Source organism: Mitsuaria sp. WAJ17, assembly GCF_014174515.1.
Lineage (GTDB): Bacteria > Pseudomonadota > Gammaproteobacteria > Burkholderiales > Burkholderiaceae_C > Roseateles_B.
Genome location: NZ_JACJUG010000003.1, coordinates 126,995 through 147,529 on the forward strand (window position 1 = coordinate 126,995; position 20,535 = coordinate 147,529).

Consider the following 20,535-nt stretch of genomic DNA (forward strand, 5'->3'; position numbering starts at 1 on the left):
CGGGGCATGCAAAGGCAAAGGGCCGCGCAACTGCGCGGCCCTTGTTCATGGGGGCTCGATCAGAGCAGCTTGTCGGCCAGGATGGCGACGATGCGCTCGGCGGCCTTGCCGTCCCACAGGGCCGGGCGGCGGCCGCGCTTGCCGCCATTGCGGATGGCGTCCAGGGCCAGGGGGATGATCTTGGCCGGGTCGGTGCCGGCCAGCACATTGCTGCCCTCATCGACGGTGACGGGGCGCTCGGTGTTCTCGCGCATGGTGATGCAGGGCACGCCCAGGGCGGTGGTCTCCTCCTGCAGGCCGCCGCTGTCGGTCAGCACGACCACGGCGTCCTTCCAGAGGTGCAGGAAGGACATATAGGCCTGCGGGCCCATCAGCGTGACGTTGCTGCCCAGGTCGATGCCGAACTTCTCGATATTGGCGCGGGTGCGCGGATGCACCGGGAAGATCAGGGGCAGCTCCTGCGAAACCGTGCGCAGCACCGTGGCGATGCGCTCCAGGGCCTCGGCGCTGTCGACGTTGGAGGGGCGGTGCAGGGTCACCACGCCGTAGCGCGGATGGGCTTTCTTGTAGGCGTCGGTCTCCAGGCCCGAGGTATCCATGGCCTTGAGCTTGTCGGCCTGGAACAGCACGTTATCGACCATCACATGGCCCACGTCGTAGACGATGGACATGTCCTTGCCCTCGCGCTTCAGGTGCTCGTAGCCACTGGGCTCGGTGACGAAGAACCAGTCGGAGATGGCGTCCGTGACCAGGCGGTTGATCTCCTCGGGCATGCTCATGTCACCGCTGCGCAGGCCTGCTTCCACGTGGGCCACCGGCACGCAGGCCTTCTTGGCCACGACGGAGCAGGCCAGGGTGGAGTTCACGTCACCCACGACCAGGCAGGCGGCGGGCTTCGCGGCGTTCACCAGGTCTTCGTAGGCCTGCATGATCTTGCCGGTCTGGGCGGCATGGCTGCCGCCGCCGCAGCCCAGGCGCACGTCGGGCTGCGGGATGCCCAGCTCCTCGAAGAACACCTCGTTCATGTCCCGGTCGTAGTGCTGGCCGGTGTGCACGATCTTCCAGGCCAGGCGGCCGTCTGCCTGCAGGGCACGGACGATGGGCGCGATCTTCATGAAGTTGGGACGCGCGCCGGCGACGAGATGGATGCAGGGTTTGGACATGGGAGGCTGGCCTGATCTTGAGATGGCCGCATTCTAGGTGTCGCCCCGCAGCCTGTCGGCCCGCGCCGCAGGCTGGCCCCGCAGTCGAGGGGCCGCTCACCGCAACTGTGTTCAGAAGTAAAGGGCGTCGTGCAGGCGGGGGGCCTTGGCGTCCTTGTCGGCCAGCAGGGGGGCGAGGCCGTCCAGGGGCCACTCGATGCCTACGGTCGGGTCGTTCCAGGCCAGCGCCCCCTCGGCCTGCGGGGCGTAGTAGTTCGTGGTCTTGTAGAGGAAGTCGGCGCTCTCGCTGAGCACCAGGAAGCCATGGGCGAAGCCGGGCGGGATCCAGAGCTGGCGGTGGTTGTCGCTGCTCAGCTCGTAGCCCTCCCACTGGCCGAAGCGCGGGCTGTCGCGACGCATGTCCACCGCCACGTCGAAGACGCGGCCGCTGACCACGCGCACCAGCTTGCCCTGGGCATGGGGCGGCAGCTGAAAGTGCATGCCGCGCAACACGCCGCGGCCGGAGCGGGAGTGGTTGTCCTGCACGAAACGAACCTCGCTGCCGACGGCCTGGTCGAAGGCCTGCTGGTTCCAGCTCTCCGTGAAGAAGCCTCGCGCGTCGCCGAAGACGCGGGGCTCGATCAACAGCACTTCAGGGAGGCGGGTGGGGGTCACTTTCATCAATAGCTCTTCTCTTTCAGCAGGCGCAGCAGGTACTGCCCGTAGCCGTTCTTCACCATGGGCTGGGCCAGCTGTTCCAGCTGCCCGGCGTCGATCCAACCGTTGCGGAAGGCCACCTCCTCGGGGCAGGCCACCTTGAGGCCCTGGCGCTTCTCCAGGGTCGCGATGAACTGGCCGGCGTCCAGCAGGCTGTCATGCGTGCCGGTGTCCAGCCAGGCATAGCCGCGGCCCATGATCTCCACCTGCAGCTGGCCCTGGCGGAGGTACTGGGCATTGACGTCGGTGATCTCCAGCTCGCCACGCGCGCTGGGGCGGATGCCGGCGGCGATGTCGCACACCTGCTCGTCGTAGAAATAGAGGCCGGTGACCGCGTAGTTGCTCTTGGGCTGGCGCGGCTTTTCCTCGATGGAGAGGGCCTGGCGCTGCGCGTCGAAATCGACCACGCCGTAGCGTTCCGGGTCGGTCACGTGGTAGGCGAAGACCGTGGCCCCCTGCTCGCGGGTCGAGGCCTCGCCCAGCAGGCCCTGGAAGTCGTGGCCGTAGAAGATGTTGTCCCCCAGCACCAGGGCCGAGGGCGCGCCGTCGATGAAGGACCGGCCCAGCAGGAAGGCCTGGGCGAGGCCGTCGGGGCTGGGCTGCACGCAGTACTGCAGATTCAGGCCCCAGCGCGAGCCATCACCCAGCAGGGCCTCGAAGCGGGGGAGATCCTGGGGCGTGCTGATCAGCAGGATGTCCCGCATGCCCGCCAGCATCAGGGTGCTGAGCGGGTAATAGACCATGGGTTTGTCATAGACCGGCAGCAGCTGCTTGCTCATGGCCAGGGTGGCCGGATGCAGCCGGGTGCCGGACCCGCCGGCGAGGATGAGGCCTTTGCGATTCTTCATGGCTTGGAAGCTCCTTCCCTGCGAAGCATGCCGCGGCGTGCGGACCCTGCTCGGCAATGAAACAAGGGTTTTGCGGCCGTCTTCAGAGGCCGCGCTCGCCCAGCACCTCGTCCAGCATGCGCTGTACCCCGTCCTGCCAGGGCGGCTGGCGCAGGCCGAACTGCGCGCAGAGCTTGCGGCAGTCCAGGCGCGAGTTCAAGGGGCGGCGGGCCGGCGTCGGGTAGGCGCTGGTGGGGATGGCTTGCACGTCCTGCGGCCGGACCTTCAGGACCTGGCCCAGGGCCTGCGCGTGCTCCAGCACCAGGCGCGCATAGCCGTGCCAGCTGGTGTCGCCGCCGGCCGTGGCGTGGTAGAGCCCCTGCTTGCCGGGGGCGGCCAGCGTGGCACGCAGGGCTTGCACGCTGAAGTCCGCCAGGAGGTCGGCACCGGTGGGTGCGCCGACCTGGTCGGCGATCACCCGCAGCTGATCACGGTCGCGGGCCAGCTTCACCATGGTCTTGGCGAAGTTGCCGCCGCGGGCCGCATGGACCCAGGAGGTGCGCAGGATGAGGTGCGGGCAGCCGCTGGCCTGGATGAGCTGCTCGCCTTCGAGCTTGGTCTGGCCGTAGACGCTCAGCGGGCCGGTGGGGGCGGTCTCATCGCGCGGGTGGTCGCCGCTGCCGTCGAAGACGTAGTCGGTGCTGTAGTGCAGCAGCAGGGTCTGCGTCTCGCGGCTCACGCCGGCCAGCCGGGCGACGGACTCGGCATTGACGCGCCGCGCCAGTGCGGGCTCGCTCTCGGCTTTGTCGACGGCGGTATAGGCGGCGGCATTGACGATGACGTCCGGCGCGATGGCTCGGGCCAGGGCCTCGATGCGCTCGGGCTCGGCCATGTCCGCACCGTCGGCGCGGCCCGGCGACAGCACCTCGCCCAGCGGCGCCAGCGCGCGCTGCAACTCCCAGCCCAGTTGTCCAGAAGCGCCCAGGAGCAGGATCTTCATGCGCGGCCGTACTGCTGCTGCACCCAGTCGCGGTAGGCGCCGGACTGCACGCGCTGCACCCACTCGGGGTGGTCCAGGTACCACTGCACGGTCTTGCGGATGCCGGTGGCGAAGGTCTCCGCGGGGCGCCAGCCCAGCTCGCGCTCGATCTTGCGGGCGTCGATGGCATAGCGGCGGTCGTGGCCGGGGCGGTCCTTCACGTAGGTGATCAGGCGGCTGTAGGGGCCGGCGGTATCGGGGCGCAACTCGTCCAGCAGGGCGCACACCGTCTTGACGATGTCGATGTTGGCCATCTCGTTCCAGCCGCCGATGTTGTAGGTCTCGCCCACGCGCCCGCCGGCCAGCACGGCGCGGATGGCCGAGGCGTGGTCGCGCACATAGAGCCAGTCACGGATCTGCTGGCCGTCGCCGTAGACCGGCAGAGGCTTGCCCGCCAGGGCGTTGACGATCATCAAGGGGATCAGCTTCTCGGGGAAGTGATAGGGCCCGTAGTTGTTGGAGCAGTTGGTGGTCAGCACCGGCAGGCCGTAGGTGTGGTGCCAGGCGCGCACGAGGTGGTCGCTGGCGGCCTTGGAGGCCGAGTAGGGGCTGTTGGGCTCGTAAGGGTTCGTCTCGGCGAAGGCGGGGTCCTCGGCCTTCAGCGAGCCATAGACTTCGTCGGTAGAGACGTGGTGGAAGCGGAAGGCGGCGCGCTCACTCTCGGGCAGACCCTGCCAGTGCTGGCGGGCGGCCTCCAGCAGCGTGTAGGTGCCTTCGATATTGGTCTTGATGAAGGCGCCGGGGCCGCTGATGGAGCGGTCCACATGGCTCTCGGCCGCGAAGTGGATCAGGGCCCGCGGCCGGTGTTCGGTCAGCAGGCGGTCCAGCAGGGCGCGGTCGCCGATGTCGCCCTGCACGAAGACGTGGCGGGCGTCGTCCTTCAGCGCGACCAGGTTCTCCAGGTTGCCCGCGTAGGTGAGGGCATCCAGGTTGAGCACCGTCTCGTCCGACTGAGCCAGCCAGTCCAGGATGAAGTTGCTGCCGATGAAGCCGGCGCCGCCGGTGACCAGGATTGTCATTGCTGTGCTTGCGTCTGTAGGGCTGCCCGGCGGGGCCCCGGGCTCACTTGCGCCCGTAGCTGTCGTCGAAGCGGACGATGTCGTCCTCGCCGAGGTACGACCCGGACTGTACTTCAATGATCTCCAGCGGCACCTTGCCCGGATTGGCCAGGCGGTGGACCTGGCCCAGGGGGATGTAGGTGCTCTGGTTCTCGGACAGCAGCAGCACCTGCTCGCCATTGGTGATCTCTGCCGTGCCGGAGACCACGATCCAGTGCTCCGCACGGTGGTGGTGCATCTGCAGGCTCAGCGAGGCGCCGGGCTTGACCATGATGCGCTTGACCTGGAAGCGCTCGCCCATGTCGATGCTGTCGTACCAGCCCCAGGGGCGGTAGACCTTGCGGTGCAGGTTCTGCTCGGCGCGCTGGCGCTCGCTGAGCTGGCTGACGATCTTCCTGACGTCCTGGCTCTTGTTGCGGTCGGCCACCAGCACGGCATCGGCGGTCTCGACGATGACGATGTTGTCCAGGCCGACGGCGCTGACCAGGCGGCTGGTCGCATGCACCAGCGTGTTGTGGCTGTCGGCCACGAGGGCATCGCCCACGGTGACATTGCCCGCGGCGTCCTTGGGTGCGACCTGCCAGACGGCGTCCCAGGCGCCCAGGTCGTTCCAGCCGGCGTCCAGGGGAACCATGTGCAGGGGGATGTCGCTGCCGGGGCAGCGCTCCATCACCGCGTAATCGACGGACTCGGCGGGCACGGCGGCGAAGAGGGCCTTGTCGGGGCGTACGAAGAGGCCATCGGGCTGGGCGCCGGCGAAGGCGGCGCGGGTGGCCACGTCGATGTCGGGGCGCAAGCGCAGCAGGGCCTGCAGCCAGGTGCTGGCGCGCATCACGAACATGCCGCTGTTCCAGAAGTAGTCGCCCGCGGCCAGGTAGCCCTCGGCGGTGGCGAGGTCGGGCTTCTCGACGAAGCGCTCGACGCGCCAGCTGTCGCCTTCGGTCTGGCTCTTGATGTAGCCAAAGCCGGTCTCGGGCCGGTCCGGCGTGATGCCCAGGATCACGATGCCGCCCTCGGCGGCCTGGCGCACGGCGCGCTGCAGCGCGGCGGTGAAGGCGGCCTCATCGACCACGGTCTGGTCGGCCGGGGTCACCACCAGCACCGGGTCCTGGCCCGCGGCCAGGGCCTGCAGGGCGGCCAGGCTGACGGCAGGCGCGGTGTTGCGGCCCACGGGCTCCAGCAGCACGGCGGCGGTCTGGATCTTCGCGTCTCGCAGCTGGTCCAGCACGAGGAAGCGGTGCTCCTCGTTGCCCACGATGAGGGCGGGCAGGGCGCTGATGTCCGCCGCAGCCAGGCCGGCCACGCGCTGCACCGCCTGCTGGAACAGGCTCTGCGTGCCGGACAGCACCAGGAACTGCTTGGGGAAGCCCGCGCGGGACAGCGGCCACAGCCGCGTGCCGCTGCCGCCGGCCATGATGACGGGTTGGATCTGGAGAATGCTCATGATCGTTCGAAGGGGCGACCGGTCGTGCCGGCGGGGTCAGGCCTGGAAGCCCTGGGGGTTCATCGACTGCCAGCGCCAGCTGTCTTCGCACATGCGCTGCAGGTCATGCCGGGCTCGCCAGCCCAGCAGGGCCTGGGCCTGGGCCGGGTCGGCGTAGCAGGCGGCCACGTCGCCGGGGCGGCGGGCCACGATGTCGTAGGGCACGGGGCGACCGCTGGCCTGCTCGTAGGCCTTGACCAGCTCCAGCACGCTGTAGCCGCGGCCGGTGCCCAGGTTGACGGTCAGCGAGCCGGGCGCCTCCAGCAAACGGCGCAGGGCGGCCACATGGCCCTCGGCGAGGTCGCAGACGTGGATGTAGTCGCGCACGCCGGTGCCGTCGGGGGTGTCGTAGTCGTCGCCGAAGACCTGCAGGCGTGCGCGGCGGCCGATGGCCACCTGGGCCACATAGGGCATGAGGTTGTTAGGAATGCCGCGCGGGTCCTCGCCGATGCGGCCGCTCTCGTGTGCGCCCACCGGGTTGAAGTAGCGCAGGCAGGCGGTCTGCCACAGCGGATCCGCGGCGCCCAGGTCGCGCAGGATGGTCTCACCCATCAGCTTGGTGGCGCCGTAGGGGTTCACCGCACTGACGGGGGCGTCCTCGGTCAAGGGCAGGCGCTCGGGCACGCCGTAAACGGTGGCGCTGGAGCTGAACACCAGGCGGCGGCAACCGTGGGCCTGCATGGTTTCGCAGGTGTTGACCAGGCCGCCGATGTTGTTGCGGTAGTAGCTCAGGGGCTGGCTGGTGGACTCGCCCACGGCCTTGAAGGCGGCGAAATGCACGATGGCATCGGGGCGGTGGCGCTCGAAGACCCCGGCAAGGGCCGGCGTACAGACATCCACCTGCTCGAAGACCGGCGCCTGGCCGCCGAGCTCGCGCAGCCGTTCCAGCACGAGGGGCGAGCTGTTGGAGAAGTTATCGACGCCCACCACCTCGTGCCCCGCAGCCTGCAGGGCCAGCCAGGTGTGCGACGCGATGTAGCCGGCGGCGCCGGTCAGCAGGATCTTGGCCATGGGATTGCGGTGGGGTTCAGCGGAGCATCAGCTGCGCGCTGCAGCCGAAGGCATTGGCGCTGTACGGCAGGGAAAACTGGGTGGAGGCGCTGCTGCGCTCCTCGTGCGAATACTGGCAGCCCAGTTGGGTGTTGCGCCAGGGCGCCCAGCTGGCGCCCAGGGTCAGGACGCGGCTGTTGTCGTGACCCTCGACGGCCTGGCCCAGATTGCTGGTGTATCGCAGCTCGCGGCGGGTGTTCAGCAGGCCGGCGTTGAGAGCGATCTTGGCCGTCAGTTCGTAGTCCAGGCTGAAGCGCAGCGAGGTGCTGCTGCGGTTGTTCTCGGTGCGGATCAGGCCGGCGAGCATGCTGTTGCTGTCCAGGCCGGCGTCGCGGGCGAGCTGGGTGCCCAGGCGCAGCTTGGTGCTGGGCTGCCAGTTCCACTGCAGCGAGGCGGTGAGGCCGCTGACGTTGTTCCCCTCGTTGCTTCGATAGGTGGTGCGGGCATGGCCCAGCCGCGCGTTGTAGCTGCTGGCGCCGCCCGGTTCCCAGTCCAGGGCCAGGCCCAGCTCCTTGCGGTCCAGTTCCTCGCCGATGCCGCTGGCGACCACGCGCTCGTAGTAGCTGCCACGGGTCATGCGGCCGCTCAGCCCTAGGCGCAGGCCGGGGCGAGGGCGGTAGTTGAGGCCTGCATTGCTGCTGTGCTGGCGGTAGTTGTAGGGGCTGTAGCTGGCCAGGCTGAAGCGCTCGCGCAGCCAGCCTGCACCGCCCTCCACCTGCCAGGCGCCGCCCAGGCCGTAGCGGACCTGGGCATTGAGCTGCTCGTTGTGCTGCTCGTTGCGCTCGGCCACGCTGGGGCGGTCGCCCGGATTGAAGGCGGCGAGCGAGCGGCTGGCGCTGCCGCTCACGGTGCCGCTGAGCTTCTCGAAGGCCTCCCAGCTGTAGCCGCCAGAGAGGCTGTAGCCGCTGTTGTCCAGGGCGCTGTTGTGGCGGTAGCGCTGATGGCGCAGGGCGGCGTCCAGCACCAGGCGCTGGCGCCCGAAGGTCTGGTCGATGCCGGCGCGCAGGCTCATGCTGCCCACCCAGTCGCTGCTGTGCGGGCTGGCATCGCTGAGGCGGTACAGGTTGGATACATGGGTCAGGCCCGCGCCCATGCCGAGGTAGTAAGGATTCGTTTCAGCCTGTGCCATCGAGGGCGCCAGTGGCAGCGCCAGCAGGCAGGGCAGGGCGGCGGCACGCAGGGCGGGTCGGAGGAAGGCAGCGGTCATGGGTGGCTTCGACAGGCGATGTCTGGTGTTGTGTTCAATAGGCATTGCGATCGAACACCACCAGACGGATGGTGCGCGCGATGATCTGCAGGTCCAGGCCGAGCGACCAGTTGCGCAGGTACTCCAGATCGTATTCGACCCGTGCGCGCATCTTGTCCAGAGTATCGGTCTCCCCGCGCAGGCCGTTCACCTGGGCCCATCCCGTGATCCCGGGCTTGACCTTGTGCCGGACCATATAGGCCTTGATCAGCTCCCGGTACTGCTCGTTGTGGGCCACGGCGTGCGGGCGCGGCCCCACGATGCTCATGCGCCCCTGCAGCACGTTGATGAACTGGGGCAGCTCGTCCAGCGAGGTCCGCCGCAGGAAGGCGCCGAAGGGGGTGATGCGGGGATCGTCGCGCGTGGCTTGGCGGATGTCGTCGCCGGTCTCCATGACGCGCATGGAGCGGAACTTGTAGACCTTGATCTCCCCCCCGTCCAGGCCGTTGCGCCGCTGTTTGTAGAGCACGGGCCCGGGCGAGCTGAGCTTCACGCCCAGGGCGATCAGCAGCATCAGGGGGGCGATCATCAACAGGATGAGGCTGGCCAGCACCAGGTCGCTGCAGCGCTTGATCAGCTCGTTGCTGCCGGTGAAGGGCGTGTCGCAGATGCCCACCACGGCCATGCCGTTGAGGTCCTGCAGCCGGCCTTGGATGATGCTGATGCCAAAAACGTCGGGCACGAAGAACAGCGAGGCCGTGGTGCCCTGCAACTGCTCCAGCAGGGTCACGATGCGGGGCTGCGAACCCAGGGGCAGGGTGATGTAGACCTCGCGCACATTGCGGGTGCGGATGAAGTCGGCCAGTCCCTGCAGCGCGCCCAGGTGGCGCTCCCTGGCCTCGGCATGGACGCGCTCGCCGCGCCGGTCGTCGAAGAAGCCCAGCAGATCGCGGCCGTGGGTGCCGTCCGTCTGCAGCGCGCGGGCCACCTTGGCGCCCAGGGCTCCGGCACCCACGATCACGGCTGCGTTGCGCGCCTGTGGCCGGCGCGCCAGCCAGCGCAGCAGCCGGTGGCCCAAGCCCACGCTGGCCCATTGCAACAGGGGGGTCAGCACGGCCCACCAGGTGAGCACGCGCTTGTCGAAATAGCCCAGGCTGCTGGTCGCGTAGGCGAAGGCCCAGAGGATGGCCAGCAGCACGACCCAGGCGCTGAGGATGTCGGTGATGGCACTGACCGGGTGGGTGGAGAAGCGGTCGCGGCCCGGGAAGGTGAGCGTGAAGACCAGCAGGCACAGAACGTAGCTGGCCCGGATCACCGGCTCGCCGAACCAGGCATTGACCGCCAGGAACACGGCCACGGTGAGACCGGGCTCCAGGAAGGCCGCGACCAGGGTCGGAACCGACTGGGGGGCGCTGTAGAACGTTCTCTTGTAGCTGCGGTCCTCGAACATCGTGCAGGGGCTCCGGTGGCCTTGCGTGAGCGGGGCAGGTCCTGCTGGACCGGCCGGCCGCCGATTCTCCCTCAAGAGCGGGGCGGGGTCGGGTCTTGATCCCCCGCAGGCGCTGGTGTGCCGGCCTGCCTACAATCCGCCCATGATTCAAGACTGGTCGACGCTCCTCGCGCCGGCGGTGCAGGACCGCATCGCCCTCCTGCTCAACCACGTCCTCTCCCGCGAAAGCGTGGCGACGGACCGCCTGCGCCCCCACGCGGGCCGCGTGCTGCGCGTGCATCTGGCCGGCTGGCCTGCCCTGCTGCCCGCAGCGCCCGACATGCTGCTGGCCATCACGCCTGCCGGGCTCTTCGAGCGCCTGGACAGTGCGCCGGAAGAGGCGCTGCGCATCGAGGTCGATGCCAGCAATCCCGCGGCCCTGGCCCTGGGGGCGCTCACCGGCGCCAAGCCCGGTGTGCAGGTGCAGGGCGATGCCGCCCTGGCTGGCGACATGAGCTGGCTGATGGACAACCTGCGCTGGGACATCGAGGACGACCTCGCCAAGCTGGTCGGTCCCATGCCCGCCCGCCAACTGGCCCGCTGGAGCCAGGCTGCTGCCCAGGCTTGCGGCGCCCTCGCTCGCGGCGCGGCCGGGCTGATGAAGTCCCGCGGCGGCTGAGTCACGAGTCAGCCCCCGATGCGCTATTTCGCCCGCCTGCTGGTCATCAGCTGGACCATCTTCAAGTACGGCCTGGACGAGCTGGCCCTGTCCGGCTTCCGCCGGCATCGGCTGCTGGGACTGCTGCACCGCCTGGTGTCGGTGGGCCGGGCCTGGGAACTTCCTCGCGGCGTGCGTCTGCGGCTGGCGCTGGAGCAGCTGGGCCCCATCTTCGTCAAGTTCGGGCAGGTGCTGTCCACACGGCGCGACCTGGTCCCCGACGACATGGTCGAGGAGCTGGCCAAGCTGCAGGACCGCGTGCCGCCCTTCCCGGCGGCGCAATCCCGGGCCCTGGTGGAGAAGGCCTTCGGCAAGCCCATCGAGGAGCTCTTCGCCACCTTTGAAGCCGAGCCCGTCGCGAGTGCCTCCATCGCCCAGGTCCACTTCGCCACGCTCAAGGATGGGCGCGAGGTCGCGGTCAAGGTGCTGCGCCCGGGCATGCTGGACATCATCGAGGACGACCTGGCCCTGTTGCGCACCCTGGCCGGCTGGGTGGAGCGCTTCTCGGCCGACGGCCGGCGCCTGAAGCCGCGCGAGGTGGTGGCCGAGTTCAACAACTACCTGCACGACGAGCTGGACCTCGTGCGCGAGGCCGCCAACGCCACCCAGCTGCGCCGCAATATGGACGGCCTGGGCCTGGTCCTGGTTCCGGAGATGATCTGGGAGCTCTGCACCCAGCAGGTCATCGTGATGCAGCGCATGCACGGCGTGCCCATCTCGCAGACCCCGCGCCTGCGCGAGGCGGGGGTGGACATCCCCAAGCTGGCGCGCGACGGTGTCACCATCTTTTTCACCCAGGTCTTCCGCGACGGTTTCTTCCACGCGGACATGCACCCCGGCAACATCCAGGTGAGCCTGGACCCGGCCACCTTCGGCCGCTACATCGCGCTGGACTTCGGCATCATCGGCACGCTCACCGAGGTCGACAAGGAATACCTGGCGCAGAACTTCATCGCCTTCTTCCGCCGCGACTACAAGCGCGTGGCCGAGCTGCACATCGAGTCCGGCTGGGTGCCGCCCAACACGCGGGTCGATGAGCTCGAAGGCGCGGTGCGCGCGGTCTGCGAGCCCCATTTCGACCGGCCGCTGAAGGACATCTCCCTGGGCCAGGTGCTGATGCGCCTGTTCCAGACCTCGCGCCGCTTCAATGTCGAGATTCAGCCCCAGCTTGTGCTGCTGCAGAAGACCCTGCTCAACATCGAGGGCCTGGGCCGCCAACTGGACCCGGAGCTGGACCTCTGGGCCACGGCCAAGCCCTTCCTTGAGCGCTGGATGAACGAGCAGGTGGGCTGGCGCGCCCTGCTCAACGGCATCAAGAAGGAAGCGCCGCGCTATGCGCAGTTCTTCCCGGAATTCCCGCGTCTGCTGCATGACGCGCTGAAGCGCCAGGGCCAGTCCACCGACGAGACGGCGCTGCTGCGGGCGATGCTGGTGGAGCAGCGGCGCACCAACCGCCTGCTGATGGGCTTCCTGCTGGCCCTGGGCGGCTTCGTGCTGGGCCTGCTGGCCACGCCCTGGCTGATGCGCTTCTGGACTTCCCTGATGCACTGAAGGCTGGGGCGGATTTCGCCCCGGGCTCGCGGATAATGCGCGCTTTTGAGCGCCGATCCACCCGTGTCCGGCGCACCCCGCCATCCCATTCTTTTGCCACGCCTGCGCCTGGGCCTCTGACATGAACACCACGCTGATCGTCTTTGTCGTGCTCTACCTGCTGGGCACCCTGGCCCTGGGCGTCTGGGCCGGCACCCGCATCAAGAACACCAGCGACTTCGCCATCGCGGGCCGCAGCCTGCCCCTGGTGATGGTCATCACGACCACCTTCGCGACCTGGTTCGGCGCCGAGACGGTGATGGGCATCCCGGCCAAGTTCGTGCAGGGCGGGCTCAATGCCATCGTCGAGGATCCCTTTGGCGCCGGCACCTGCCTGATCCTGGTGGGCGCCTTCTTCGCCACCAAGCTGTACCGCCAGAACCTGCTGACCATCGGCGACTTCTACCGCCAGCGCTACGGCAAGGGCGTGGAGGTGTTTTGCTCGGCGGCCATCATCCTGAGCTACCTGGGTTGGGTGGCGGCGCAGATCACGGCCCTGGGCCTGGTCTTCTCGGTGCTGACCAATGGCGCCATGAGCGAGACCGCCGGCATGATCGTCGGCACCCTGGCCGTGCTGATCTACGTCGTGATCGGCGGCTTCCTGGCCGTGGCCTGGACGGACTTCATCCAGATGATCGTACTGGTGGTGGGCCTGTCGGTGATCGCCGTGTTCTCGGCGGACCTGGCTGGCGGCGCGGGCAAGGTGCTGGACCTGGCGCAGAGCAAGGATCTGTTCAAGTTCCTGCCCGAACCCAAGTTCACGGACGTGGCCATGTTCATCGGCGCGGCCGTGACCATGATGCTGGGCTCCATCCCGCAGCAGGACGTGTTCCAGCGCGTGATGTCCGCCAAGGACGAGAAGACCGCCCGCAACGGCGCCATGATCGGCGGCTTCAGCTACATCCTTTTCGCCGCCGTGCCCATGTTCATCGTGGCCAGCGCCGTGGTGGTGATGGGCCAGGAGGCCCTGGACATCGCCAAGGACGACTACCAGAAGCTGCTGCCGACCTTCGTGCTCACCAAGATGCCCCTGCTCATGCAGATCCTGTTCTTCGGGGCCCTGCTGTCAGCCATCAAGAGCACCTCCTCGGCCACGCTGCTGGCGCCCTCGACCAGCTTCGTCGAGAACATCCTGAAGAATCTGCGTCCGCACATGGGCGACAGGCAGCAGCTGCTGTCCATGCGCCTGACCATCATCATCTTCGCGGGCCTGGTGCTGGCCTATGCCATCGCGATGAAGGGCACCTCGATCTACGAGCTGGTGTCCTCGGCCTATCAGGTGACCCTGGTGGGTGCCTTCGTGCCCCTGGTTTTCGGCCTGTACTGGAGCCGGGCGACCACCCAGGGCGCCATCTTCTCCCTGGTGGGGGGTATCGCGGTGTGGATCGCCTTCCTGCCCCAGGTGAGCCTGATGGGCGAGGTCTTCCCGGGCCAACTGGCCGGGCTGCTGACCGGCATCGTGGCCATGGTCTTCGGCTCCCTGGCGCCGCAGTGGCTCAAGAACCGCCACGAGCACAAGCACCACGTCAAGGGCCTGCCGGACGAGGCGCAGGCCTGAGGCCGGTGCGGCCCCCGCAGCCAGGCGCCGCCAGCGTCCTGGCCAGGGCTTGAAAGCGCGACAAAGGCCCGCATCTGGGCCCTGCGCACGGGCTCATGGCTCGTCCATGGGGTGGGGGCGCCGGGCGACCCCTATAATTTCGCCTTTTTGATCAACAGCTTAGAACATCATGCCGATCTACGCTTACCGCTGCGGGTCATGCGGTCACGCCAAAGACGTGCTGCAAAAGCTCTCTGACGCACCGCTGAGCACCTGCCCGGCCTGTGGCGCCGAGGCCTTCCAGAAGCAGATCACCGCAGCCGGCTTCCAGCTCAAGGGCTCGGGCTGGTATGTGACCGACTTCAAGGGCGGCAGCGGTGGCAGCGCCGCCACGGCCACGGCAGCGGGGTCCGCTGCTGCGCCGGCCGCTGCCGAAGCCTCCAGTGCCGGCAGCAGCGACAGCGCTTCGGCCAGCAGCGGCGGCACGCCCTGCGGCGGCTCCTGCGCCTGCCACTGAAGCGGCAGCTTCCGCATCTCATCACAGGGAACCCAGTGAGAAAGTACATCATCGCCGGCCTTCTGGTCTGGCTCCCCTTGGCGATCACCGTCTGGGTCCTGAACCAGGTCCTGGGGGTCGTCAACGGCGTCTTTCATTCGCTGCTGGGCGCCCTGGCGCTGGTGATGCCGGCCAGTCTGCGGGACAACATCCTGGGCCTGGGCAACATCCCCGGCCTGGGCGTGCTGATCCTGGCCCTGGCCCTCTTCCTGACCGGCATGTTCGTGGCGAACATGTTCGGCCAGTGGTGGCTGCGGCAGTGGGACAAGCTGCTCTCCAGCATCCCCATCGTCAAGAGCATCTACAGCTCGGTCAAGCAGGTCTCGGACACGCTCTTCTCCAGCAGTGGCAATGCCTTTCGCGAGGCCGTGCTGGTGCAGTACCCGCGCGAGGGCTCCTGGACCATCGCCTTCGTGACCGGTCAGCCCGGTGGCGAGGTGGCCCAGCATCTCAGCGGCGAGCACCTGAGCCTCTACGTGCCGACCACGCCCAACCCCACCTCGGGCTTCTTCCTGATGGTCTCGCGTGACCAGATCCGGCCCCTAGCCATGAGCGTGGACGAGGCGCTGAAGTACATCATCTCCATGGGTGTCGTGGCCCCTGCCGTCACCGAACCCGACGGGCGAAATCAACCGGGTTGAGCACCAGGCATGTGCTCAATCCTGAGGGCCTGAGGCCTCCCAGCGCCAACAAGAACACATTTGCAGGCCGCGCGCCCACCGGGCTGTGCGGCTGCCTTCAAGGAATATCCGGAGAACTTCTATGCGTACCTGCTATGCCGGCCAAGTCAGCGAAAAGCTGCTCGACCAGACCGTGACCCTGATGGGCTGGGCCCACCGTCGCCGCGACCACGGCGGCGTGATCTTCATTGACCTGCGTGACCGCGAAGGCCTGGTCCAGATCGTCTGCGACCCGGACCGCCCTGACATGTTCAAGACCGCGGAAGGCGTGCGCAACGAGTTCTGCCTGAAGATCGTCGGCAAGGTCCGCGCCCGCCCGGCCGGCACCGAGAACGCCGGTCTCGTGAGCGGCAAGGTGGAAGTGCTGTGCCATGAGCTGGAAGTGCTGAACCCCAGCGTCACGCCTCCCTTCCAACTGGACGACGAAAACCTCTCCGAGACCACGCGCCTCACGCACCGCGTGCTGGACCTGCGCCGCCCCTACATGCAGAACAACCTCAAGCTGCGCTACCGCGTGGCCATGGAGTGCCGCAAGTACCTGGACGAGCAGGGCTTCATCGACATCGAGACCCCCATGCTCACCAAGAGCACGCCCGAAGGCGCGCGCGACTACCTCGTGCCCAGCCGCGTGCACGACGGCATGTTCTTCGCGCTGCCGCAGTCGCCCCAGCTCTTCAAGCAGCTGCTGATGGTGGCCGGCTACGACCGCTACTACCAGATCACCAAGTGCTTCCGTGACGAGGACCTGCGCGCCGACCGCCAGCCCGAGTTCACCCAGATCGATATCGAGACCTCCTTCCTGACCGAGGAAGAGATCCGCGCGATGTTCGAGGGCATGATCCGCCACGTTTTCAAGAAGGCCATGGACGTGGAGCTGGGCGACTACCCGGTGATGAAGTACGCCGACGCCATGCACCGCTTCGGCTCCGACAAGCCCGACCTGCGCGTCAAGCTCGAGTTCACCGAGCTGACCGACGTCATGGGCGACGTGGACTTCAAGGTCTTCTCCACCCCCGCCACCACCCCCGGCGGCCGCGTGGTGGCCCTGCGCGTGCCCGGCGGTGCCGAGCTCTCGCGCGGTGACATCGACAGCTACACCGAGTTCGTCAAGATCTACGGCGCCAAGGGCCTGGCCTGGATCAAGGTCAATGAAGTGGCCAAGGGCCGCGAAGGCCTGCAGTCCCCCATCGTCAAGAACCTGCACGACGCCGCCATCCAGGCCATCCTGACGCGCACCGGCGCCCAGGACGGCGACATCCTCTTCTTCGGCGCCGACAAGGCCAAGGTCGTCAACGATGCCATCGGTGCCCTGCGCCTGAAGGTGGGCCACAGCGAGTTCGCCAAGTCCAAGGGTCTGTTCGAGGACCGCTGGGCGCCGCTGTGGGTGGTCGACTTCCCGATGTTCGAGCACGACGAGGACGAGAAGCGCTGGAACGCCGTGCACCACCCCTTCACCGCGCCCAAGGACGGTCACGAGGACTACATGGCCACCGACCCGGGCAAGTGCGTCGCCAAGGCCTATGACATGGTCCTGAACGGCTGGGAGCTGGGCGGCGGCTCGGTGCGTATCCACCGCGCCGAAGTGCAGGCCAAGGTCTTCGAGGCTCTCAACATCACGCCGGAAGAGCAGCGCATCAAGTTCGGCTTCCTGCTGGACGCCCTGCAGTACGGCGCGCCCCCGCACGGCGGCCTGGCCTTCGGCCTGGACCGTCTGGTGACGTTGATGACCAAGGCCGAGTCCATCCGCGACGTGATCGCCTTCCCGAAGACCCAGCGTGCGCAGTGCCTGCTGACCGGCGCGCCCTCCAACGTGGACGAGAAGCAGCTGCGCGAGCTGCACATCCGTCTGCGCAATGCGGCGGCGGCCACGAACGCCTGATCGGTGTACTGATGCCTTGGGCATCAGGTCTGGAAAGGGCAGCTCCGGCTGCCCTTTCTCCATCGAAGGCAGCGTCTGCCGCGGTGCGCCGCATGGACATCGCCCACGATGCTCGCTCATGATTCGAAGCCATGCCCTCGCCAGTTAAACCATGGAACTTCTGATCACCTTGCTGGCTGCCCCGCTGCTGTCGTTTTTCGTCGGCACGGCTTGCGCGCGACACCGGGCCCAATGGTTGCGGATGAGTGCCGCAGTGTTGCTGCCGGTGCTGGCGATCCCCTCGCTGTACTGGGTCGTGTTCATCGCCCCCGAATCTTGGACTCGGCAGCACGAGCAGATCGCGTGGGCGCCTATCGTCGTCGTGCCGGCCTTGGGCTTCGGCGTGCTGGCGAGCATCTGCGGCGTCCTGTTTTCACGCGCCAATCCCAGGGTGTGGAAGGGCTCCTCACGTTCTTGAGCCCAGGTTTTGACCCTCCGCCACGACTTCAGCCATGTTTCGTCTTGCCGTCATCGCCGCCGTGATCGTCGTGGGCGTCTTGCTCACCGTGTCCACCTTCTTCGGCGGCCTGCGTGACGCTAGCGTGCTGGGCTTTGCCCAGGCCGCCGTTGGCGTGCTGGTGACGCTGGACCTCCTGCGCGCCCTGCGCAAGGGCAAGCGTCCGCCTGACGGGCAACGCGGCGCCAGCAACCCCGACAAGAACGCCCGGGCGCTTGCCCTGAGCTTTGTCATCGCCATCGTCGCCCCCATCCTCTTCCTCTGGTGGGTCACCTCGTCCGTCGGACCCAGGTGACTTCCCTGACGCTCCCATGGGCCCCACACGACACCCCCACGAACCCCTCAGCCACTACCGCTTCCGGGTGGCCGGCTACAGCTTCAAGTGGCTGATGGCCCTGGGCCTGGCCCTGGCCCTCGTGCGCCTGGTGGCGCCACCCCTGCATCAGGCCGCGCTGCCGGGCCTGCTGATGTTCCTGTACATCGGCCTGCCGCTGGGCATCGGCATGGCCCTGCTGGCGAGCCTGGGCAGCTGGCTGCTGGGCCTGTGGTCCAGCATGTCCGAACGCTCCATCGAGGACGCGAGGCGCATGAAGCGGATCAAGCTCACCACCCTGGCGCTGCTCCTGTCTCCCATGCTGGCCTTCGGCCTCTACCAGTGCGGGTCCGCTCTGCTGGCCGGGGAGGTCCTGGCCCTGAGCAAGGCCGATCCCCGGATCATCACCTGGGCTGAACAGCCGACCTTCTTTGCCGTCAGCACCGCGTTCTGGGTCGTGGCGAGTGGAGCGCTCCTGCGGGGCCTGGGCCGCCAGCTGAAGGCGGCCTGGGTGGACTGAGCGGGCGAGCCCCCGCCATGCCGCAGGGGCAAGACCTGGCCCTTGCCGCAGGCGAGGCGGTCCTCGTGTCCTCTGCCGGGCGCATCTACGTGTTCGCAAGGCGAGGGCTGTGGCGCCGCGACCCTGGCCGAGCACAAGCATCCTTGTGTAGCATCGAGCCGGCGCAGTGCCACGGCCACGGTGCCTGGGTCACGGCGCCAGGACTTGCGAGGGGCGGGCCTGCCGCATCAAGGTCAGCGCCTTCCGTCGGCAAGGTCTCCTCCAGCCCAGGGATGACGATCATGGATCGCTTGATGAAAGACTTGCTGCGCGTCCTGCTGCTGGCGGCATCCTGGGGCCTCCCGCAGGCGGGCATGGCGGCTGATGCCACGGCCGCCACGGCGCTGATTCAGCAGTTGGAAGGTGTCTACAAGCATCAGTTCGAGAACGCCCTGATCTACGGCGAGAAGTACCGGTCCGAAGACATCATCGAGCTGGTCCGCCATTCTGGCGACGCCCTGTACTTCAGGATGGACCTGCAGTTCTTCAACGGTCATTCCTGTGCCATTCACGGCGTTGCCAAGTACCACGCGGGCGCTTTTGTCTACCAAGGCAGCGAGCAGCGGGCCGGCCAGCCACCTTGCCGCTTGACGATCTCGGCGGAGAAGGGCGAATTGCGCGTCACGGACAAGGCCCAGGAAGGCGCTCGCTCATCGTGCAGCGACCATTGCGGGGCGCGAGGAAGCTTGGGCGGCTACGCCATCAGCCTCGCGAGAAAGCGAAAGATCCGCTACATGCCGACGGTGCTGAAGTCCCGCCAGTACCGCGAAGCCGTCGAAGCCTACGAAAAGCAGGGAGGTGCGCGTTGACCGGCATTTGCGAAGCCTGCTTCTTCGCGGGGCGGCTGCCGCCGGAGCGTGCCATTCAAGCACGCGCTCCAGGACAAGGTGCCGGCTTCCCCCGCAGTCGCAGCGGAGCGACCGGCTGCGTTGCCAGCACAAGGGAAGCGCCATGCGAGCGCGGCTGATCCTGCTTCTCCAACCGGTGTCTCAGCGTGCCATGGCTGAGGAGCGTGCGCCCGAGAAGGTGCTGCGGCAGGCGCGTCACCGGCGGCTCGGGATGCGCCTCGCAGCCGAGGGCCCTGGGGCCCATTCGCTCAGGATGCCGGGGCGCGGATCCTGACGTGACGGAGCCGACAAGGTCCTCCCCTATGCGCCTGGCTGCGATGACGGTGGTGGCGCGCCGCGGCGGCGAAGGCCTCGGTGTCGCCAAGCGCAACGCTTCCGCCTGCTTGGAAGGGGCTTGTCACAAGGGCCTGCTGGGGGCGCGGCGGCCCTTCCTCTCAGCCTTGGAAGACGCCCCATCACTGGGGCGGCACCCGTTGCGCCCCCTCGGTGCGGGGGAGTCAAACATACATTTGGTAAAGAATTTCACCCCTGCGCTGCCCGAAAATCGCGGCCCAGACTCATAACAAGCCACCCCGAGGAGTTCCCCCCATGACCACCCGTCACTTGCCCATCCTGGCCCTCGTGCTGCTGGCCGCCTGCGGCAAGCAGGGCGCCAAGCTCGGAGAGGGCAGTTCCGAGATCACCGGCTCGGCCGGCGCGGCCGGCGCGCAGCAGGCCAGCAAGGAACTCGTGAAGTGCGACGCCCCGGTGGCAACGCTGGCCCTGGTGGAGAACCCCAACGGCTACACGGTCTCCAGCAGCTACAACCTGCCGAGCTCGCCGGTGCCCCTGATCCGCCTGCTGGCCCAGCAGAGCGGCTGCTTCCGCGTGGTGGACCGCTCGGCGGGCCTCAAGGCCACGATCAAGGAGCAGGAGCTCAAGGACGCCGGCATCCTGCGCCAGGAAGGCAACACGGTGCACAAGGGCCGTGGCTACGAGGCCCAGTACAGCCTCACGCCCAGCCTGACCTTCAGCGAGCAGAACGCCGGCCGTGAGGTCGGCGGGATCATGGCGCAGATCCCGGTGCTCAACAAGTTCGTGGCCGCGGCCGAGCAGGTCAAGCTCAAGGAAGCCCAGGTGGCCCTGCTGCTGACCGACAACGAAACCACCGAGCAGCTCGCCGCCGCCACCGGCTCCGTCCGCGTGACGGACCTGGGCATGGGCGGCCTCGTGGTCGGCAAGCTGGGCGGCGCCGGCGGTGCCGGCTGGGCCAACAGCAACGAGGGCAAGGTGATCGCCGCGGCCTTCCTCGATGCCCACAACAAGCTGGTCGTGCAGGTGCGGGAGCTGGCCGCCAAGGACCTGCCGCCGCCGGTGGCCACCAAGCACGGCAAGACCTGACCCCCCGCCAGGGCCTTGCCCCTGCCGCCGGCACGGCGGGAGGGACCG

20 protein-coding genes are annotated in these 20,535 nt (G+C 68.0%); 11 read left to right on the forward strand and 9 right to left on the reverse strand.

Going from position 1 to position 20,535, the window contains the following annotated elements:
• Window positions 1–59: 59 nt before the first annotated feature.
• The 9 genes from wecB to H5407_RS03690 form a co-directional block, all read right to left on the reverse strand.
• Window positions 60–1,163, reverse strand: coding sequence for a non-hydrolyzing UDP-N-acetylglucosamine 2-epimerase (wecB, locus tag H5407_RS03650; RefSeq protein ID WP_183103065.1), 1,104 nt, complete (start codon window positions 1,161–1,163; stop codon window positions 60–62).
• Window positions 1,164–1,274: 111 nt separating this feature from the next.
• Window positions 1,275–1,823 (reverse strand): dTDP-4-dehydrorhamnose 3,5-epimerase, encoded by a 549-nt coding sequence (gene rfbC / locus H5407_RS03655; RefSeq protein ID WP_183103066.1) that lies wholly within the window; start codon window positions 1,821–1,823, stop codon window positions 1,275–1,277.
• Window positions 1,823–2,707: a glucose-1-phosphate thymidylyltransferase RfbA gene (gene rfbA / locus H5407_RS03660; protein WP_183103067.1), complete on the reverse strand. Its 885-nt coding sequence runs from the start codon at window positions 2,705–2,707 to the stop codon at window positions 1,823–1,825. The genes rfbC and rfbA overlap by 1 nt, the downstream gene beginning before the upstream one ends.
• 82 nt (window positions 2,708–2,789) lie before the next feature.
• On the reverse strand, window positions 2,790–3,686 hold the full coding sequence (gene rfbD, locus H5407_RS03665) for a dTDP-4-dehydrorhamnose reductase (RefSeq protein WP_183103068.1): 897 nt from the start codon (window positions 3,684–3,686) through the stop codon (window positions 2,790–2,792).
• Window positions 3,683–4,744: a dTDP-glucose 4,6-dehydratase gene (gene rfbB, locus H5407_RS03670; protein WP_183103069.1), complete on the reverse strand. Its 1,062-nt coding sequence runs from the start codon at window positions 4,742–4,744 to the stop codon at window positions 3,683–3,685. The genes rfbD and rfbB overlap by 4 nt, the downstream gene beginning before the upstream one ends.
• A 43-nt stretch (window positions 4,745–4,787) precedes the next feature.
• The gene (locus tag H5407_RS03675; RefSeq protein ID WP_183103070.1) at window positions 4,788–6,227 is read right to left on the reverse strand and encodes a mannose-1-phosphate guanylyltransferase/mannose-6-phosphate isomerase; all 1,440 of its coding nucleotides are present in this window, start codon (window positions 6,225–6,227) and stop codon (window positions 4,788–4,790) included.
• A gap of 36 nt (window positions 6,228–6,263) precedes the next feature.
• A complete protein-coding gene (gene galE, locus H5407_RS03680) occupies window positions 6,264–7,277 on the reverse strand; it encodes a UDP-glucose 4-epimerase GalE (protein WP_183103071.1) in 1,014 nt (337 codons plus the stop codon).
• Window positions 7,278–7,293: 16 nt separating this feature from the next.
• On the reverse strand, window positions 7,294–8,523 hold the full coding sequence (locus H5407_RS03685) for an outer membrane beta-barrel protein (protein ID WP_183103072.1): 1,230 nt from the start codon (window positions 8,521–8,523) through the stop codon (window positions 7,294–7,296).
• 34 nt (window positions 8,524–8,557) lie between these two features.
• Complete coding sequence (locus H5407_RS03690; protein ID WP_183103073.1) at window positions 8,558–9,952, reverse strand: undecaprenyl-phosphate glucose phosphotransferase; 1,395 nt, start codon at window positions 9,950–9,952, stop codon at window positions 8,558–8,560.
• A gap of 142 nt (window positions 9,953–10,094) precedes the next feature.
• On the opposite strand from H5407_RS03690, the gene H5407_RS03695 reads away from it, so the two are divergent.
• From H5407_RS03695 to H5407_RS03745, 11 genes are all read left to right on the forward strand, one after another.
• Window positions 10,095–10,610, forward strand: coding sequence for a hypothetical protein (locus H5407_RS03695; RefSeq protein WP_183103074.1), 516 nt, complete (start codon window positions 10,095–10,097; stop codon window positions 10,608–10,610).
• An 18-nt stretch (window positions 10,611–10,628) separates the two neighbouring features.
• Entirely contained in the window at window positions 10,629–12,200 is a 1,572-nt protein-coding gene (gene ubiB, locus H5407_RS03700; RefSeq protein WP_183103075.1) for a ubiquinone biosynthesis regulatory protein kinase UbiB, read from the forward strand.
• Between the two features lie 121 nt (window positions 12,201–12,321).
• Window positions 12,322–13,797 carry a sodium:solute symporter family protein gene (locus H5407_RS03705; RefSeq protein WP_183103076.1) on the forward strand — a complete coding sequence of 492 codons (1,476 nt, stop codon included), beginning with the start codon at window positions 12,322–12,324 and terminating at the stop codon, window positions 13,795–13,797.
• A 169-nt stretch (window positions 13,798–13,966) separates the two neighbouring features.
• The gene (locus H5407_RS03710; RefSeq protein WP_183103077.1) at window positions 13,967–14,293 is read left to right on the forward strand and encodes an FmdB family zinc ribbon protein; all 327 of its coding nucleotides are present in this window, start codon (window positions 13,967–13,969) and stop codon (window positions 14,291–14,293) included.
• 35 nt (window positions 14,294–14,328) lie between these two features.
• Window positions 14,329–14,973, forward strand: coding sequence for a DUF502 domain-containing protein (locus H5407_RS03715; RefSeq protein ID WP_183103078.1), 645 nt, complete (start codon window positions 14,329–14,331; stop codon window positions 14,971–14,973).
• 121 nt (window positions 14,974–15,094) lie between these two features.
• On the forward strand, window positions 15,095–16,891 hold the full coding sequence (aspS, locus tag H5407_RS03720) for an aspartate--tRNA ligase (protein ID WP_183103079.1): 1,797 nt from the start codon (window positions 15,095–15,097) through the stop codon (window positions 16,889–16,891).
• A 151-nt stretch (window positions 16,892–17,042) separates the two neighbouring features.
• Complete coding sequence (locus tag H5407_RS03725; RefSeq protein ID WP_183103080.1) at window positions 17,043–17,348, forward strand: hypothetical protein; 306 nt, start codon at window positions 17,043–17,045, stop codon at window positions 17,346–17,348.
• A gap of 34 nt (window positions 17,349–17,382) precedes the next feature.
• Window positions 17,383–17,682: a hypothetical protein gene (locus H5407_RS03730; protein WP_183103081.1), complete on the forward strand. Its 300-nt coding sequence runs from the start codon at window positions 17,383–17,385 to the stop codon at window positions 17,680–17,682.
• A 16-nt stretch (window positions 17,683–17,698) separates the two neighbouring features.
• Window positions 17,699–18,220 (forward strand): hypothetical protein, encoded by a 522-nt coding sequence (locus H5407_RS03735; RefSeq protein ID WP_183103082.1) that lies wholly within the window; start codon window positions 17,699–17,701, stop codon window positions 18,218–18,220.
• Window positions 18,221–18,513: 293 nt separating this feature from the next.
• On the forward strand, window positions 18,514–19,068 hold the full coding sequence (locus H5407_RS03740; protein WP_183103083.1) for a hypothetical protein: 555 nt from the start codon (window positions 18,514–18,516) through the stop codon (window positions 19,066–19,068).
• Between the two features lie 627 nt (window positions 19,069–19,695).
• Window positions 19,696–20,487: a CsgG/HfaB family protein gene (locus H5407_RS03745; RefSeq protein WP_183103084.1), complete on the forward strand. Its 792-nt coding sequence runs from the start codon at window positions 19,696–19,698 to the stop codon at window positions 20,485–20,487.
• Window positions 20,488–20,535 lie beyond the last annotated feature (48 nt).

Coding starts and splice junctions, on each gene's coding strand:
- galE (WP_183103071.1), bottom strand. CDS start 7,277: ATGGCCAAGATCCTGCTGACCGGCGCCGCCGGCTACATCGCGTCGCAC.
- H5407_RS03675 (WP_183103070.1), bottom strand. CDS start 6,227: ATGAGCATTCTCCAGATCCAACCCGTCATCATGGCCGGCGGCAGCGGC.
- H5407_RS03710 (WP_183103077.1), top strand. CDS start 13,967: ATGCCGATCTACGCTTACCGCTGCGGGTCATGCGGTCACGCCAAAGAC.
- H5407_RS03685 (WP_183103072.1), bottom strand. CDS start 8,523: ATGACCGCTGCCTTCCTCCGACCCGCCCTGCGTGCCGCCGCCCTGCCC.
- H5407_RS03695 (WP_183103074.1), top strand. CDS start 10,095: ATGATTCAAGACTGGTCGACGCTCCTCGCGCCGGCGGTGCAGGACCGC.
- ubiB (WP_183103075.1), top strand. CDS start 10,629: ATGCGCTATTTCGCCCGCCTGCTGGTCATCAGCTGGACCATCTTCAAG.
- H5407_RS03705 (WP_183103076.1), top strand. CDS start 12,322: ATGAACACCACGCTGATCGTCTTTGTCGTGCTCTACCTGCTGGGCACC.
- rfbD (WP_183103068.1), bottom strand. CDS start 3,686: ATGAAGATCCTGCTCCTGGGCGCTTCTGGACAACTGGGCTGGGAGTTG.
- H5407_RS03745 (WP_183103084.1), top strand. CDS start 19,696: ATGACCACCCGTCACTTGCCCATCCTGGCCCTCGTGCTGCTGGCCGCC.
- rfbB (WP_183103069.1), bottom strand. CDS start 4,744: ATGACAATCCTGGTCACCGGCGGCGCCGGCTTCATCGGCAGCAACTTC.
- aspS (WP_183103079.1), top strand. CDS start 15,095: ATGCGTACCTGCTATGCCGGCCAAGTCAGCGAAAAGCTGCTCGACCAG.
- rfbA (WP_183103067.1), bottom strand. CDS start 2,707: ATGAAGAATCGCAAAGGCCTCATCCTCGCCGGCGGGTCCGGCACCCGG.
- H5407_RS03730 (WP_183103081.1), top strand. CDS start 17,383: ATGTTTCGTCTTGCCGTCATCGCCGCCGTGATCGTCGTGGGCGTCTTG.
- rfbC (WP_183103066.1), bottom strand. CDS start 1,823: ATGAAAGTGACCCCCACCCGCCTCCCTGAAGTGCTGTTGATCGAGCCC.
- wecB (WP_183103065.1), bottom strand. CDS start 1,163: ATGTCCAAACCCTGCATCCATCTCGTCGCCGGCGCGCGTCCCAACTTC.
- H5407_RS03740 (WP_183103083.1), top strand. CDS start 18,514: ATGAAAGACTTGCTGCGCGTCCTGCTGCTGGCGGCATCCTGGGGCCTC.
- H5407_RS03725 (WP_183103080.1), top strand. CDS start 17,043: ATGGAACTTCTGATCACCTTGCTGGCTGCCCCGCTGCTGTCGTTTTTC.
- H5407_RS03690 (WP_183103073.1), bottom strand. CDS start 9,952: ATGTTCGAGGACCGCAGCTACAAGAGAACGTTCTACAGCGCCCCCCAG.
- H5407_RS03735 (WP_183103082.1), top strand. CDS start 17,699: ATGGGCCCCACACGACACCCCCACGAACCCCTCAGCCACTACCGCTTC.